The 15,759-nt window shown below is 72.3% G+C and carries 13 protein-coding genes; 7 read left to right on the forward strand and 6 right to left on the reverse strand.

The window, feature by feature from the left end; all coding sequences use genetic code 11:
- Window positions 1–20 precede the first annotated feature (20 nt).
- From pcaB to CA984_RS08590, 4 genes are read left to right on the forward strand one after another with little or no spacing between them, the layout of a single operon-like run.
- A complete protein-coding gene (pcaB, locus tag CA984_RS08575; protein WP_207620788.1) occupies window positions 21–1,352 on the forward strand; it encodes a 3-carboxy-cis,cis-muconate cycloisomerase in 1,332 nt (443 codons plus the stop codon).
- Window positions 1,353–1,404: 52 nt separating this feature from the next.
- A complete protein-coding gene (gene pcaC / locus CA984_RS08580) occupies window positions 1,405–1,803 on the forward strand; it encodes a 4-carboxymuconolactone decarboxylase (protein WP_086570021.1) in 399 nt (132 codons plus the stop codon).
- Entirely contained in the window at window positions 1,787–2,590 is an 804-nt protein-coding gene (locus tag CA984_RS08585; protein WP_086570024.1) for an IclR family transcriptional regulator domain-containing protein, read from the forward strand. The genes pcaC and CA984_RS08585 overlap by 17 nt, the downstream gene beginning before the upstream one ends.
- 57 nt (window positions 2,591–2,647) lie before the next feature.
- Entirely contained in the window at window positions 2,648–3,637 is a 990-nt protein-coding gene (locus CA984_RS08590; protein WP_242675817.1) for a LacI family DNA-binding transcriptional regulator, read from the forward strand.
- Between the two features lie 53 nt (window positions 3,638–3,690).
- Here CA984_RS08590 and CA984_RS08595 read toward each other — a convergent pair whose 3' ends face one another.
- Entirely contained in the window at window positions 3,691–4,890 is a 1,200-nt protein-coding gene (locus CA984_RS08595; protein WP_086570028.1) for an MFS transporter, read from the reverse strand.
- Window positions 4,891–4,956: 66 nt separating this feature from the next.
- Between CA984_RS08595 and CA984_RS08600 the strand changes: the two genes are divergently transcribed.
- The gene (locus tag CA984_RS08600) at window positions 4,957–5,943 is read left to right on the forward strand and encodes an ArsR/SmtB family transcription factor (protein WP_086570031.1); all 987 of its coding nucleotides are present in this window, start codon (window positions 4,957–4,959) and stop codon (window positions 5,941–5,943) included.
- 77 nt (window positions 5,944–6,020) lie between these two features.
- Here CA984_RS08600 and CA984_RS08605 read toward each other — a convergent pair whose 3' ends face one another.
- From CA984_RS08605 to CA984_RS08615, 3 genes are read right to left on the reverse strand one after another with little or no spacing between them, the layout of a single operon-like run.
- A complete protein-coding gene (locus CA984_RS08605; RefSeq protein ID WP_086570033.1) occupies window positions 6,021–6,938 on the reverse strand; it encodes a carbohydrate ABC transporter permease in 918 nt (305 codons plus the stop codon).
- Window positions 6,935–7,822 carry a carbohydrate ABC transporter permease gene (locus tag CA984_RS08610; RefSeq protein ID WP_207620789.1) on the reverse strand — a complete coding sequence of 296 codons (888 nt, stop codon included), beginning with the start codon at window positions 7,820–7,822 and terminating at the stop codon, window positions 6,935–6,937. The genes CA984_RS08605 and CA984_RS08610 overlap by 4 nt, the downstream gene beginning before the upstream one ends.
- A 52-nt stretch (window positions 7,823–7,874) precedes the next feature.
- Window positions 7,875–9,161 carry an ABC transporter substrate-binding protein gene (locus CA984_RS08615; RefSeq protein WP_086570035.1) on the reverse strand — a complete coding sequence of 429 codons (1,287 nt, stop codon included), beginning with the start codon at window positions 9,159–9,161 and terminating at the stop codon, window positions 7,875–7,877.
- 675 nt (window positions 9,162–9,836) lie between these two features.
- On the opposite strand from CA984_RS08615, the gene CA984_RS08620 reads away from it, so the two are divergent.
- Entirely contained in the window at window positions 9,837–11,555 is a 1,719-nt protein-coding gene (locus tag CA984_RS08620) for an RICIN domain-containing protein (protein ID WP_165781158.1), read from the forward strand.
- Window positions 11,556–11,687: 132 nt separating this feature from the next.
- Here CA984_RS08620 and CA984_RS08625 read toward each other — a convergent pair whose 3' ends face one another.
- A complete protein-coding gene (locus CA984_RS08625) occupies window positions 11,688–12,461 on the reverse strand; it encodes an AMP-binding protein (RefSeq protein ID WP_086570042.1) in 774 nt (257 codons plus the stop codon).
- A 410-nt stretch (window positions 12,462–12,871) separates the two neighbouring features.
- Window positions 12,872–15,346 carry an ATP-binding protein gene (locus CA984_RS08630; protein ID WP_086570044.1) on the reverse strand — a complete coding sequence of 825 codons (2,475 nt, stop codon included), beginning with the start codon at window positions 15,344–15,346 and terminating at the stop codon, window positions 12,872–12,874.
- Between the two features lie 126 nt (window positions 15,347–15,472).
- On the opposite strand from CA984_RS08630, the gene CA984_RS08635 reads away from it, so the two are divergent.
- Window positions 15,473–15,759 (forward strand): hypothetical protein (locus CA984_RS08635; RefSeq protein ID WP_133061577.1); only part of this gene is annotated, 287 nt, incomplete at its 3' end.

The following is a 15,759-nucleotide window of genomic DNA, read 5'->3' on the forward strand; positions in this document are numbered from 1 at the left end:
TCATGAAACTGGAGGTGAGAATGACCTTGTCGGCACGCGACGGTCTGTTCTCCGGGATGTTCGCCAGGGGCGGGGCCGCGCCCGAGGTGTCGGACGCGGCGTGGCTGGCCGCGATGCTGGACGTCGAGGCCGCACTGGCCGGCGCCCAGGCGGGGATCGGGCTGGTCCCGGAGGAGGCGGCATCGGCGCTGGAGGAGGCCTGCCGGCCGGAGTTCTTCGACCTGGCCGAGCTGGGGTGCGGGGCCGCGCCGGCGGGGAACCCGGTGATCCCCCTGGTCGCCGCGCTACGCGAACGGGTCAAGCCCGAGCTTCGGCGGTTCGTGCACTACGGCGCGACCAGCCAGGACATCAACGACACGGCCGCGATGCTGGTCGCCTGCCGCGCCCTCGCCCCGCTCCTGGCCGACCTGTCCGCCTGCGCCGACGCGTGCGCGCGGCTGGCCGGCGAGCACCGCGGCACCGTGATGGCCGGGCGCACCGTCCTGCAGCACGCCGTGCCGGTCACCTTCGGGCTGAAGGCGGCCGGCTGGCTGAGCGCGCTGGACCGGTCGCGGGCGGGGCTGGCGGAGCTGGACCTGCCCGTCCAGTACGGCGGGGCGGCGGGCACCCTGTCCGTCCTCGGCGAGCGGGGCCACGAGGTCCTGCCGCGCCTGGCGGCCGAGCTGGGCCTGGCCGAGCCGCTCCTGCCCTGGCACACCGACCGCACCCCGGTCGCCCGGCTGGCCTGCGCCCTCGGCATGGCCTCCGGGACGCTCGGCAAGATCGCGACCGACGTGAAGCTGCTGGCCCAGACCGAGGTGGGAGAGGCCGCCGAACCGTCGGCCCCCGGCCGGGGCGGCTCCAGCGCCATGCCACACAAGCGCAACCCGGTGGGCGCGATGTCCGTGCTCGCCTGCGTCCAGCGCGTCCCCGGACTGGTGGCCTCGGTGCTCGCGGGCATGGTTCAGGAGCACGAGCGCGCCGCCGGCCCCTGGCAGGCGGAGTGGGAGACGCTCAGCGAGCTGCTCCGGCTCACCGGCAGCGCCGCGTCCTGGCTCCGCGAGGTGCTGGAGGGCCTGACCGTCGACCCCGCGAGGATGCGGGCCAACCTCGACGCGACGCGGGGGCTGCCGATGGCCGAGCACGTCGTCGCCCGGCTCGGCGGCACCCCCGAGGCGCGCGGGCTGGTGGACGCCGCCTGCGCCAGGGCGGTCGACGAGGGCCTGTCGCTGCGGGAGGCGCTGCCGGCCGCTCCCGGCCTGAGCCTGACGCCGCAGGAGCTGGACGCCGCCCTGGACCCGGCGGGCTGCCTCGGCTCCGCCGGGACCTTCGTCGACCGGGCGCTCGCCGCCCACCTGAACCCGCCCGGCTGAGCACGGCGTCCCGGACGGGGACAGCCGGGTGAACACGACAAGGAGCTGAAGGATGGACATGTGGAGCGCCGGAGACGCGACGCGCCGGGCCGTACTGGGTGACGAGCACGTGGACCGCGCCACCGCGGCCGCCACGCCGTTCACCGCGGACTTCCAGGAGCTCATCACCAAGTACGCCTGGGGGGAGATCTGGACCCGTCCCGGCCTGGACCGGCGCACCCGTAGCTGCGTCACCCTCGCCCTGCTCGCCGCGCTCGGGCACGGACACGAGCTGGCCATGCACGTGAGGGCGGCGCTCCGTATCGGTCTCACCGAGGAGGAGATCAAGGAGGTGCTGCTGCAGACCGCGGTCTACGCGGGGGTGCCCGCGGCCAACCGCGCGTTCGCGGTGGCGCAGGCGGCACTGGAGTCCGACCGGGACGAGGAGGACGGGGATGGACGGACCGGCTGACCGCGGCTCCGACCACGTGCAGTCGCTGGCCCGGGGGCTGTCGGTGATCCGGGCGTTCGGCGCGGCCACCCCCGAGCTGACGCTCAGCGAGGTCGCCCGCGCCACCGGCCTGACCCGCGCGGCGGCCCGGCGGTTCCTGCTGACCCTGGTCGACCTGGGCTACGTCCGGACCGACGGGCGGCTGTTCGCGCTCTCCCCGCGCGTCCTGGAGCTCGGTTACGCCTACCTGTCCGGGCTCTCGCTGCCCGAGGTGGCCGAGCCGCACCTGGGGCGGCTCGTCGCCGAGGTGCGCGAGTCGGCGTCGATGGCGGTGCTCGACGGCGAGGACATCGTCTACGTGGCCCGGGTGGCGACCACGCGGATCATGCGGGTGTCCATCGACATCGGCACCCGCTTCCCGGCCCACTGCACCTCAACGGGCCGGGTGCTGCTCGCCGCGCTGCCCGCCGACGAGCTGGACGCCCGGCTCGGCGGCGCCGCGCTGCGCGGGTTCACCGCCCGGACCGTCACCACGCCCTCCGCCCTCAGGGCCGAGCTCGACCGCGTCCGCTCCCAGGGCTGGGCGATGGTCGACCAGGAGCTGGAGGAGGGGCTGCGCTCGGTCGCCGTGCCCGTCCGGGATCGCTCCGGCCGGGTGGCCGCCGCGATGAACATCTCCTCCCACGTGAGCCGGACGACCGTCGAATCCGTCCGGAGCGACCTGCTGCCGCCGCTGCTGGCCGCCGCGGCGCGGGTGGAGGCCGACCTGCACGCGACGGGAGTGACGGGCGCCGGGCTCTCCCGCTGACCCGCCGGGATCGATGACAACGTTGTCAACAGCGGGGACTTGGGCGATGATCAGGCCGTGACAGACAGTGTCCACGGACGTCCCACCATGAAAGACGTCGCCGCGGCGGCCGGGGTGGCGCTCAAGACCGTCTCCCGCGTCGTCAACGAGGAGCCGGGGGTCAACCCCGCCACGGCCGAGCGGGTCCTGTCCGCCATCGAACGGCTCGGCTACCGGCGCAACGAGAGCGCCCGGGTGCTCCGCCGGGGCAGGACCGCGAGCATCGGCCTGGTGATCGAGGACGTGGCCGACCCGTTCTACTCCGGGATCAGCCGCGCGGTCGAGGACGTGGCGCTCCGGCACGGGTCACTGGTGCTCAGCGGCTCCTCGGGGGAGGAGCCGCGGCGCGAGCGGGAGCTCGTCCTCACCTTCTGCTCCCGCCGGGTGGACGGCCTGATCATCGTGCCGGCCGGGACCGACCACGGATACCTCAGGCCCGAGCTCGACGCGGGGATCCCCGCCGTCTTCGCCGACCGGCCCGGCGGGCTGGACGTGGACACCGTGATCTGCGACAACAAGGGCGGGGCGCACACCGGGGTCACCCACCTCATCCGGCACGGCCACCGCCGCGTCGCGTTCCTCGGCGACAGCGCCTCCATCTTCACCGCCGCCGAGCGCCTGTACGGCTACCGCCGCGCCGTCGAGGACGCGGGCCTGCCGGTCGACGAGTCACTGGTGGCGATGGGCCCTCCGGGTCGGGCCGGGCCCGCGCTGACCCGGATGCTCGCCGGAGACGACCCGCCCACGGCGGTGTTCACCGGGAACGGCCGGATCACCGTGGCCGTGCTGCGCACCGGCCACCGGCTCCCCATGGTCGGCTTCGACGACTTCGAGCTCGCCGACCTGCTGGTGCCCGGCGTGACCGTGGTGGCCCAGGACCCGGCGAGGCTCGGCCGCGCCGCCGCCGAGCTGCTCTTCCGCCGCATCATGGGCGGACCGGGCGCCGCCGAGCGCATCGAGCTGCCCACCCGCCTCATCCCCCGCGGTTCGGGAGAGCTCCGGCCGTAGGCCGCCTCCGCGGTTCGGGAGAGCTCCGGCCGTAGGCCGCCTCCCGGGAGCGATCACGCCGGGGCGGGGGACGCCGGGCGCAGGGAGCGGTGCAGGGCGAGGGAGCAGCCGACGGTCACGGCTCCGGCGAGGACGATCGCCAGGTGCGGCGCGGTCAGCTCGGCGGCCAGGCCCACGAGGGCGGCGCCCGCCGCCTGGCCGGTCATCATCCCCGCCGTCGCCAGGCCGAAGGCCTGTCCCCGGACCGGTTCGGGCACCGCCGCCACGAACCCCCGCTGCAGCCCGAGCTGGTAGGAGGCGCTGCCGATGGTGGCGAGCAGGGCGAGCAGGGCGGCCCACGCGAAACCCGGCTGGAGGGCGAAGCCGAGCAGCGGAACGCCCGACAGCGCCGCGAGCGGCAGCGCCAGCCGCTCGCGCGCCGGGGGTGAGGCGAACCGGCCGACGGCGAGGTTGCCGGCCGCCATGCCCAGGGACGCGGCGGCGAGCGCGATCCCGGCCGTGCCGCCCAGGTAGGGGATGAACATCGCCTCGGCGCCCGCCACGAACGACACCGGCAGCCACTGGGCGAGCAGCAGCCCGCGCACCCTCGGGTCGGCCAGCAGGCTCCGGTTGACCCGCAGCGTCTCCCGTACGGCACCGCCCTCCCCCGCGCCCCGGGCGGGGAGGTCGGGCAGACCGGCCCGGAGCACCAGGGCTGCCACGGCGGACAGTCCGGCGGTGACGGCCAGCGCCCCGGCGGGGCCCATCGCCGCGAGGATGCCGCCGCCCACGGCCAGCCCGCCGATCTGCGCCCCGGCCGCCGTCATGGACAGCACGGACCTGGCCAGCACGAACGCGTCGCCCGGCAGCAGGTCCGGCAGGAGGGCGGTACGGGCCGCCATGAAGACCGGCGAGAACAGGCCGGTGACGAGGACCAGCGCGAGCATCGCCCAGACGGGCAGCCCGGTGAAGGCCAGCAGCAGGCAGGTCGCCACCCGGACCAGCTCTCCGGCGATCATCAGCGTGCGCGGCCGTATCCGGTCGGCCAGCGAGAGCAGGAACGTCCCGCCGACGACGTAGGGGAGGAAGCCCAGCATGTACGCCGCGGCCGACAGGCCTGGCGAACCGGTCCGCGCGTAGACCAGTGCCGCCAGGGCCAGCATCTTGACCTGGTCCCCGGCCACCAGGAGCGTGAAGCTCCCGAACAGCACCCGGAACTCCCGGCTCGCGAAGACCTCGCCGTAGGTCGCGGCGCGCTCATGTGTGGTGGTCATGCGCGCCATGCTCGGGGAGCCGGAGGCGGCTGGCTAAGCTTTCGGATATATCCGAAAGGTCGTGTGATGGTCAACCTGATCGAGGTCAGCCCGCAGGACATCGTGGCGAGCAGGTTCGCCATCTCCCCGCTCATGGTGACCAAGCACACGCTCTGGCTGCTGTCCGGCAAGAAGGAGGCCGGAGTATGGCGCGCCTGGGTGGACCGGGTGCGGAAGCCGTACGAGAACCTGGTGGCCGGGCGGCCGGGACTGGGAGCCATGGTGGCGCTGTTCCGGGAGCGGCGGTACAACGCCGACTTCCCCGCGCCGCCGCCGGCCGGGGTGAACACCCCGTTCGAGGTGGAGCTCGCGGCCGTGCGGGCGACCCCGGTCGCCCAGGCGCGCGACGAGATCGCCAGGAACCTGGAGGGCATGGCGCGTCTCCCGGACTCCGTCATGGACGTGCTGCGCGCACCCGATGTCGTGGACCTGTTCGCCGACGGGCTCCAGGGTGTCTGGGAGGAGATCGTCGCACCCGCGTGGCCGCGCTTCCACGCGGTGCTGGAGCGGGACGTGATCCAGCGGGCGGGCCGCCTGGCCACCTACGGCTGGGCGGCGGCGCTGGCCGACCTCGGTCCCCAGGTGCGCTGGCGCCCGGACGGCGTCATCGAGGTCCGCGCGATGAGCCCGGACGAGACATACCGGCTCGACGGGCGCGGCCTGCTCTTCGTGCCGACCGTGCTGCCGGTGGGGGTGGGCTCCTATCTTGAGCACGCGTGGCCGTACGCGATCAGCTATCCGGCCCGGGGCGCCGGGATCGCCCAGGAGGCGCCGGACGGCCTCGCCGGGCTGATCGGCCGGACCAGGACCCGCGTCCTGCTGGAGCTGGCAGGCCCGGCGACCACCACCCAGCTCGTCACCCTGCTCGGCCTGAGCCTGGGCACCGTCGGCGGTCATCTGGCCGCGCTGCGGAGGGCCGGACTGGTCACCGGGAGCCGTACCGGCCGCGGCGTCCTCTACCACCGCACCGCGCTGGGCGACTCCCTGGTCAGCCCTCCGGCGTCCCCGCGCTGAGCCGGCACGCGGCCCCGGACGCGGGCCGGGCCTCCGGGCGCCCCCGCCGCGGGACAACGCGGGGCCCCGGACGCGGGTCAGCCCTTCAGCGCTCCGGCCATCAGCCCGCGCATGAAGAACCGGCCGAGCAGGACGTAGACGATCATCGTGGGGACGGACGCGAGCAGGGCCGCGGCCATCTGCTGGCTGTAGGGGACGGTCTGGGCCCCGGCGATGTTGTTGAGCATGACGGTGGTGGGCCAGCTCTGCGGGCCGGTGAGGAAGACGGCGAACAGGAAGTCGTTCCACATCGAGGTGAACTGCCAGATGATCACCACCGCGAAGGCCGGCCCGGAGACCGGCAGCACCACCGACCGGTAGGTCCGCAGCATCCCCGCGCCGTCCACCCGGGCGGCCTCGATGAGCTCGTCCGGGATGGTGACGTAGTAGTTGCGGAAGATCAGCGTGCAGATCGGGATGCCGTAGACCACGTGCGCCAGGAGCAGTCCCGGGATCGCGCCGTAGAAGACGCCCGGCGTCCCGGTGAGGGACTGGGTGACCTCGTTGAGCTTCACCAGGAGCTGGACCAGCGGGATCATCACCCCCTGGTAGGGGATGAACATGCCGAACAGGAACAGCGTGAACAGCACGTCGGCGCCGGGGAAGCGCCATTTCGACAGCACGTAGCCGTTCATGGAGCCCAGGACCGCCGAGATCAGCGCGCCCGGTACGGCCAGCAGCACGCTGTTCCAGATGCCGGGGGCGAGCTTCTCCCAGGCCACCCGCCACGGCTGTGCCGTCCACACCTCCGGGAGCGCCCAGGCCCGTCCGGGATCGGCCTCGGTCAGCGGCTTGAAGCTGGTGACCAGCAGGACGTAGACCGGGATCAGGAAGATCACCAGGAAGGCGACCAGCAGCGCCAGCCGGATCCCGCGCGCCCGGCCGGCCCGCCGCCTGGCCCGGCCGCCCGGGTCCTCCGCCCGCGCGGGCGGAGCCGGCGTCTCGGTAACCGTCATGGCCGCCTCTCCTTGCGAAGGGTCCAGACCAGGTAGGGGATGACGAACACGCTCACCGCGAGCACGATGTAGGAGGCGATGGTGGCGCCCTTGGCCGGGTCGTGGGAGTCGAAGACCGCGACCCACATGAACACGGCGGGGACGTCGGTGATGATCTGCTTGCCGGACACCGCGACGATCAGGTCGAAGACCTTGAGGGAGATGTGCCCGAGGATGATCAGCGCGGACAGGGTCACCGGGCGGAGCAGCGGCAGCACGATGTGCCGGTAGACCTGCCACTCGGTGCAGCCGTCCACCCGGGCGGCCTCCCGGAGGTCTTCGGGGACGCCCCGGAAGCCCGCCAGGAACAGTGCCATGACATATCCAGACATTTGCCATATCGCCGGGATGGCCATGGCCGCCATCCCCCAGTCCGGGTTCCGGAACCACTCCCACTGCAGGAAGTCCAGGCCCAGGCTGTCGAACAGCCGGTTCAGCCCGACCGCCCGCTCGTCCTGGCCGGAGTTCATCAGCCAGCGCCAGACGACCCCGGTCGCCACGAACGAGATCGCCATCGGGAACAGGTAGACGGCCCGGAAGGTCCCCTCCCCCCTGATCCCCTTCTCCATGAGGAACGCCAGCAGCCAGCCCAGCGCCAGCGCCCCGCCCACGAACACCACGGTGAAGACGATCGCGTGGTCGACCGAGATGCCCCAGCGCTTCTGGTCCCAGAGCGTGACGAAGTTCTCCAGGCCGACGAAGCTCCCCTCGGAGATCTCATCATGTCTGTCGGTCATGGCCAGCCGGAAGTTCCAGCCGAGCATGCCGTACACGAAGACCGCGATGGCGATGATCGACGGCATGACCAGCAGCAGCCCCGGCAGCCACCTGCGCACCCGTGTCACTGACACCCCTTCCACGAGGTACGGCCCGCGGCGCCGCGGGCCGTACCGGACGTCACTGGCCCGAGTTCTTGGCGGCCTCGGCCAGCGCTGCCTGGAGCGCGGCCACGTCCTTGTCGGCGTGGAAGAGGCCGACCGCCTCGTTGATCGAGACACGCCAGGCGTCGTTGACGGTGACGCCGTGCTGGATGGACCCGGCGAGCTTGTCGCTCCCCCAGTCCTTCAGCGCGTCGGCGAGGTAGTCGGTGTAGAGGGAGGTGTCGGCGTCCTTGCGGGCCGGGATGGAGCCCTTCTTGGGGTTGAAGGCGTCCTGGCCCTCCTTGCTCGCGGCCACCTTCAGCCAGGCCAGCGCCCCGGCGCGGTTCGGCGCGCCCTTGGGCAGGGTGAAGCTGTCCGACAGCCACATGAAGGTGCCGCCGGTGCCGGGCGAGGGCGCCCAGTCGAAGTCGGTCTTGGACTTCTTGCCCAGGCCGCCGTCCGGCGGATTGTGGAAGTAGCCGTAGGCCCAGTCGCCCATGATGGTGAACGCGGCCTCGCCGTCGGCGACCTGCTTGGCCGCGGGCTGCCAGTCGTCGGCCGGATCCCCGGCGTAGGACAGGACCGTCTTGAAGTCGTTGAGCGCCTTGGTCATCGCCGGGCCCGACCAGTCGGATCCGGCGGTCCAGAGCTGGTTGTAGGCCTCGGTGCCGAGCGAGCCGAGCAGCACGCTCTCCAGCAGGTGCACCATCGTCCACTCGGAGCCGATCGAGAGCGGGATCTTGCCCGTCTTCTTGACCTTCTCCAGGGCGGCGACGAACTCCTCGATCGTCTTGGGCACCTCGGTGACGCCCGCCTCCTTGAGCACGGCGGGGTTGAACCACATCACGTTGGAGCGGTGGATGTTCACCGGGACCGAGTAGATCTGGCCCTGCACGCTGATCTGGTCGACGAGCTGCTCCGGGAAGACCTCCTTCAGCTTGAGCTCGTCGTAGAGGGAGTTGACCGGCTCCAGGTCACCGGCCTTGATGTAGCCCTGCAGCTCGGCGCCCGCGTGCCCCTGGAAGGTGTCCGGCGGGGTGTCGGCCTGCAGCTTGGTGGCCAGCAGGGCGCGCGCCTTGTCGCCGGAACCGCCCGCCACGGCCGCGTCGAAGAACGTCAGGCCGGGGTTCTGCTTCTCGAAGATCTCTTTCATGGCCTTCAGGCCGTCGGCCTCGCCCGGTCCCGTCCACCAGGAGAAGACCTCAACCTTCTTCTCTCCGCCGGCCTGCGGGGTTTGCGCGGCGCCGCCGCCGTCGCCGCAGGCGGTCAGGGTGAGCAGGCCTGCCACGGTGACCGCGACGGCCGCCATCCACCGTCGTCGCATAGCTTCCCGTCCCTTCGGGGTCGAGGTTTCACAGATTCCCCCGAGAAAGATGACAACGTTGTCAGTGGATCAATCAACCCATCTGGCACCGAGCGACGTCAAGGTGTGCGCGGATAACTTCTGCGCATCCCGATCAGGACGCCGTCCCGCGGATCCAGCCGTGGCCGGCGGTCTCCAGTGATCGCCGGCAAGGGCGGTGGCGCCCGCCGGCGGGTACGCGCCCGGCCGATCGCCGCCACCCCGGCCGCGCCCCGGCCCACCCCGCGCGGACCGCGCCGATCACAGCGCCGATCTGGCGCTGGTGGGCCACAGGAGAGGTTCGGGTCAGCCCTCGCGGCACGCGGGAAGACCGGACGATTCGGATTGATCATGCCAAAGTCGGCATATATCTTGATCCACACTGCCGCCAAGGCGAGCGAAATTCACCATCGGGGAGTCCCTCACGTGTTTGCCAGACGAATCGCCCTTTTAGCCGCGGCAGGGGTCCTCGCCGCCGCGAGCCTCGCCGCCGGGGGGCTGGACGCCTCCCCCGCGGAAGCGGCGCCGGCCGACCCGTGTGCCCCCGCAGCGGCGTCACCCCAGCCGAGCTCCCGGGCAACGGCCTCACCCCAGCCGAGCGCCTCCACGACGGCGTCCCCTCAGCCGGGCGCCCGCACGACGGCACCGCCCGAGCCGGTGGCCTGCACCAACGATCAGGACCTGTTCCCCGGCGCGCGACTCGGGGTGCGGACCGGTCCGCAGGGTGACACGGCCCGGCTCACCGCCAACCAGGCCGAGGCGGCGGCCGAGGCGGCGCCCGCCCGGGTGTTCTGCGAGGGCGACGGGGTGAGCGGCAAGCGCGTCGAGGTGCTGTACGTCCGCGAGCCGAGCATGCCCGACCGTTACAGCCGGCTGCTGCCCATGTTCCAGGCGTGGCTCGCCAACGCCGACGACTCGTACAACGACGCCGCCGCGGCGGCCGGCAAGAGCCGCCACATCCGCTACGTCACCGAGGCTGTCTCCGGAGGATGTCAGGTCGCGGTCCGCGAGGTCGTCGTGCCCGCGGAGTCCCTGGCCACCTTCAACAGCGGCATCACCGCGGTGCAGGCGCTGGGCTACAACCGCGCGGACCGCAAATACCTCATGCTCACCGAGGCGACCGTCGTCTGCGGACTGGGCCAGAGGTATGTGGACGACCGGCCCGGCGCCGAGAACCACAACAACCTCCGCACCTACGCGCGGGTCGACGCGGTCCCCAACTGCTTCGGGGCCAACGCCATCGCCCACGAGCTGGGGCACACGTTCGGCGCGGTGCAGGAGAGCGCCCCGCATTTCCAGACCTCGCACTGCTCGGATCAGTTCGACCTCATGTGTTACGGCGGGACCCCGTCCTGGGCCTGCCTGAAGTGGAACGACTACCGGCTCCCCGACTGCAACCGCGACGACTACTTCAACGTCAGCCCGGCGGCCGGCAGCTATCTCGCCACCCACTGGAACACCGCCGACAACGACTTCCTCGTCAAGGGGGACACCAGCGACGCCGTCGCCCACCCCACGGTCGGCTTCACCTACGTGGTCACCAGTGTGTCGACCGGCGGAGCCATCGAACCGATCGGCGGCTCCGCCGCCGGACTGGTCAAGCTCAGCCAGCGTGCCCGCACCAACACCCTGAGCCAGAGCTGGCTGATGGGCTACAAGACCGGCCTCCAGTTCGTCAACATGAACAGCCGGATGTGCGCCGACAGCGCCTACAGCGGGACCGCCTCGGGGACCCAGACCCTGCAGTACAACTGCAAGGGCACGGACGGCATGCGGTGGGCCTACCTGCCGCAGGCGGACGGCAGCTACGCGATCGTCAACTGGCTGTCCGGGCTGGCCCTGACGGTCACGGGCGCCTACCCGGCCCCGCTGGAGCAGCGTCCCTACACCGGCGCGACCAACCAGCGATGGAAGTTCAACCGGCTCATCAACTCCGTCGGTCCGGGGAACGGTGCGAGCTACTACCTGACGGGCGTCGGGAACCGGGAGAACGTCGAAGTCCTCAACGGGGCGCTGACGTCCGGTGCGTCGGTGACGCACAAGGCGCATTCCGGTGCGAAGAACCAGCAGTGGATACTGCGCAACCCCAGCGCCTCCACCTCCCCCGACTGGCAGCTGGTCAACGCCAACAGCGGCAAGTGCCTGGATCTGAAGGCGACGAGCACCGCTGTCGGGACCCAGATCGTCCAGTCGACCTGCTCCACATCCAGCAGGCAGAAGTGGCAGCTGCAGCGGGTGGCGGACAGGACGTACGTCATCGTCAACACGTACAGCAAGCGTGCGCTCAACATGACCACCGGTTCGCTGTCCGTCCTGAACCAGCAGGTTCTCGCGGGTGACAACAGCAACCACTTCTGGGCGCTCAAGCAGGTCTAGGACCGGTCGGGCGACGTTCGCCCCTTCCGATGACGCGCCGCCCGGATCTCGCGCCGGGCGGCGCGTTTCCGCGAAAGGACGCCCCGCTGCCGCCGCGGCAGGAGCCGCGGGACAGGGCCGGCGGGGCGGAGCCTAGACCCGCTGGACGGCTCCGTCGAGCAGGGCCACGACGGTGACCCCGAAGTCGTGGATGGTCGCCGACAGCTCGGCGGGCGAGAGGCCGGGGGCCACCACGACCAGCGCGCCGCGCATCAGCGCCAGCCCGACCAGGGTTGTCATGGCCAGGGTGCACCCCAGCGGCCAGGTCACCAGCAGGACGTCCGACTTCTCCAGGACGGTGAGCCTGCCCAGCTCGCGCATGCGCCCGATCAGGTCCCGGTGGGTGAACAGCCCCTCGTCCTCGGTCAGCAGCGCGGGCTGGACCGACGGATCGAACAGCGGCAGCGGGCCGGGGTCGAGCAGCAGCAGATCGGCGAAGTCGACGGTGTCGCGCGCCCGGCCGAAAGCGATCACCTGCCGGACCCTGGAGGCCTCGGCGGCCTGCAACGACGCCTCCGCCAGATTGGGGGTCGTGATGAGCAGCCGGGCGTCCCACCGGGCCAGCAGCTCCGCCGTCTCCCCGTTCCCGGACGCGAGCGGCGCCGCCACCCCGCCGGCCGCGATGACGGTGTGCACCGCCAACGTCTGGGCGGCGGCGTTGTCGACGTGGATCCCCGCCACCTGGCTCCGCCGGGCGCCCCGCCGGACCAGCCCCGAGGCTCCCCGCGTCACCTCCTCGGCCAAGCGGCGGTAGCCGTACACCACTCCCGCGCTGAGATCGATCAGGGCGGGCCGGTCACCCCGCTCGTGCGCGCAACCGAACACCGCCTCGGTGACGGTGCCCTTGATGGACGAGGTGGGTCTCATTCCGCCGACGGTACGGCCGGGCTCTCCGCCCAGGCATCGGCAGATGTATGTAGATGGGTGTGTATTCGGGATCCGTCCCTCTCCGGAGGGCGGGCCCGAGCCCTGCGCGACTCGGGCCCGCTGTCGCGTGGCCCGTGGCCCTGAAGTCCCCACCCCTCCGAGGAGACCCCGGCCGTTGGGAGGGACACGCGACGCTTCCGGTGTGCTCGACCGAGACGCCGGGGATGGTGTGGGCCCGTCGTACCGGACCGCCGTCGTGGCGGGCGCGGTGCGGAGGGCTGGGCGTCATCGGTCGAACACGAGGGAACCGTACGGCGGGCGGCGGCCCCGGCACATGCTCCGGAGTGCGTATCCGGAGATGTATCTATGCCACCGGCGATGTGTAGAACCGATGTGTAGGCGGAGCGGTCTCAGCCACGGTTCTGCTCGATGACCCAGGTGGCGACCTGGGTCCGCGAGGAGAAACCGAGCTTGGCCAGGATGTTGGCCACGTGCCGGGCGGCGGTCGCGGGACTGATCACCAGCTCGTCGGCGATGGCCTTGTTGCTCAGACCCCTGGCGATCAGCCCGGCGATCTCCCACTCCCTGCCGGTGAGCGTGGTGAGCGGGGCGGCGACCGGGTGCCTGCCCACCATCAGGGGTGCGTCGGACTGGTCGTCGCCCTGCAGCGCGTAGCGGACCGCCTGGTCCTGGGACATCTCCTGGCCGTACGCCCAGAGCTGGGCGACCAGCGCGTCGCCGAGCCGGGCCCGGGCGGGCTGGAGCAGCTCCTCCATCCGCGCGCCGAAGCCGGAGGGCAGGACCGCGCCGCCCATCGCGCTCCGGATCGCGGCCGAGGCCCCCGCCAGGCGCACCGCCCGGCGGTCGTCCTCCTCGGCCAGCGCGAGCTGCGCGAGCGTCTCGATCCGCCGGGCCACGCCGAGCCGCTGGCCCGTCCCCTGGCACAGACGCAGGCTCTCGATCAGCCTGACGCGCGCGGTGGCGAGGTCGCCCTGGGCCAGGGCGATCCGGCCCAGACCCGCCAGGCAGGTGATGGTCTGCCAGTGGGCGGTGATGTCCTGGAGCAGGTCGAGGGCCTGCTCGTAGTAGGCGCGGGCCTCCCCCAGGTCGCCCCGGAGCCAGGCGACCTGGGCCAGGCCGATGAGCGCGACCGGGGCCGCCCAGTGGTTGTCGAGCTCGTGCGCGATGGCCAGCGCGGCCTCGAAGGAGCGCTGCGACTCCTTGGCCCGCCCCTCCGACAGCGCGAACGTCCCCTCCATGGAGCGGATCACCATCTCGTGCCAGGGGTCGTCGACCCTGCGCACGGCCTCCAGCGCCTCGTCCAGGAAGGCCCTGGCCCTCTCCGGCCGGCGCTGGTAGATGGCCACCCAGGCGAGGATGGCGAGCGCTCCGCTCAGCGGTCCGTGCAGATCCGTCGCCCGGCACAGCTCGGCCGCGGCCGTGCAGGCGACCCGCGCGGTGTCGGGGTCGCCCTGCCCGAAGGCCACCTGACCGCGGAGCACGAGGGCGTCGCCGCGCACGTCCGGCGGCAGCTCCGCCGGCCCCACCGCGAGCAGGCGGTCCAGCCACTCGTCGGCGGGGGTGAACCTGCCGCCGGCGATGGTCGGCCAGCGGAGCAGGACCAGCAGGCGCAGCGCGCTCTCGGGGTCGTCCGCCTCCGCCGACCAGCGCACCGCCGCCCACACGTTGGCCTGCAGCTCGTCCAGCAGGACCAGCATCGGGCAGATCTCGTCCCAGGTCGGCCGGGGGCGCCGGACGATCGTCCGGTGGATGCGGCCGGCGACCTCGATCATGTGGTCCCGGTGCCGCCGCCGCAGCGCGGCCTCCTCGCCGGAGGTGTCGAGCTGCTCGGCGGCGTACTGGCGGATCGTCTCCAGCATCCGGTAGCGCGTCTCACCCGCGACCTCCGCGTCCGCCAGCACCAGGGACTTGTCGACCAGGTCGCAGAGCACGCGCAGGACGTCGTCGGCCCACAGGCCGTCGCCCGCGCAGACCTGCTCGGCCATGTCCAGCGTCCACCCCCCGGTGAACACCGCCAGTCTCCGCAGCAGGATCCGCTCGGGATCGTTGAGCTGCTGGTAGCTCCAGTCGACGGTCGCGCGGAGCGTCTGGTGCCTGGCCGGGGCCATCCTGTCTCCGGCGGACAGGAGCCGGAACCGGTCCCTGATCCGGGCGTGGATCTGCTCCACCGTCAGCACCCTGCACAGCGCCGCCGCCAGCTCGATGGCCAGGGGCATCCCGTCGAGCGCCTCGCAGAGGCTGGCGATCTCGCCAGCGTTCTGCTCGGTGACGGCGAAACCACGCGAGGCCGCCCCGGCGCGGTCGACGAAGAGCCGCACCGCCTCGCTGCCGGCGAGGTCGTGCGCCCCGGTCCGGGGCAGCGAGAGCGGCGGCACCCGCCACACGGTCTCCCCCGCCACCCGCAGCGGCTCCCGGCTGGTCGTGAGCATCCGTACGGCCGGGCAGACGGTGAGCACCGCCCGGCAGAACCGGGCCGACTCCTCGATGAGCGACTCGCAGTTGTCGATGATCATCAGCAGGTTCCGGTCACCGAGCGCGTCGATCAGCGTGTCGGACAGCGGGCGCGGCGGCTCGGCCTTCACCCCGAGCACCGCGGCCACGCGAGGCTCGACCAGGTCTCCGCGGACCGCCTCCGCAAGCTCCACCAGCCAGACGCCGCCGGGGAACCCCGCCGCCACCTGGGCCGCCACCCGGACCGCCAGCCTGCTCTTGCCGATGCCGCCGGCGCCGCACAGGGTCACCAGCCTGGCGACGCCCAGCAGCTCGACAAGCTCCTCCACGTCGCCCTCACGACCGACGAAGGCGTTGGGTTCGAGGGGAAGGTTGCCGCCGGTAAGGGATACGTGCGCGGTGTCCTGGGTCATCGGCTCTTAGGGGAGGTCGCGGGCCAGCCGTCACAGAAAGTGTGGCACCAATTACCGTGCCGTGCCCAGGCTTAGACCCATTTCGCACGCTCGGATTACCGGGGCTGCGCCTAATATGTTGTTGCAATGAGTTCGCATGTGATGGTGGAAGTGCTGATGCTCCGGCTCGACGGGTCGGGCGGGTTCGGCTATCGCAGGGCCGAGGACCGGCTGGCCGGGGGGACACACCCCGACGAGGCCGCACGTGAGCTCGCGGACGCCGGGGAGATCCTGCTCCACTCGACGAGCTGGCGTTACGACGACCAGGGCCACATCGTGCTCACCTACGCCGCCTGCCCCGACCCGCACCACCACCTGCCGGCCGTCCCGGTCGTCCCCGGCCCCGGCGCCGTCGCGGCCGCACCGGACCGCCC

The sequence above is a fragment of the Streptosporangium minutum genome (assembly GCF_002149035.1).
In the GTDB taxonomy this organism is placed as follows: domain Bacteria; phylum Actinomycetota; class Actinomycetes; order Streptosporangiales; family Streptosporangiaceae; genus Streptosporangium; species Streptosporangium minutum.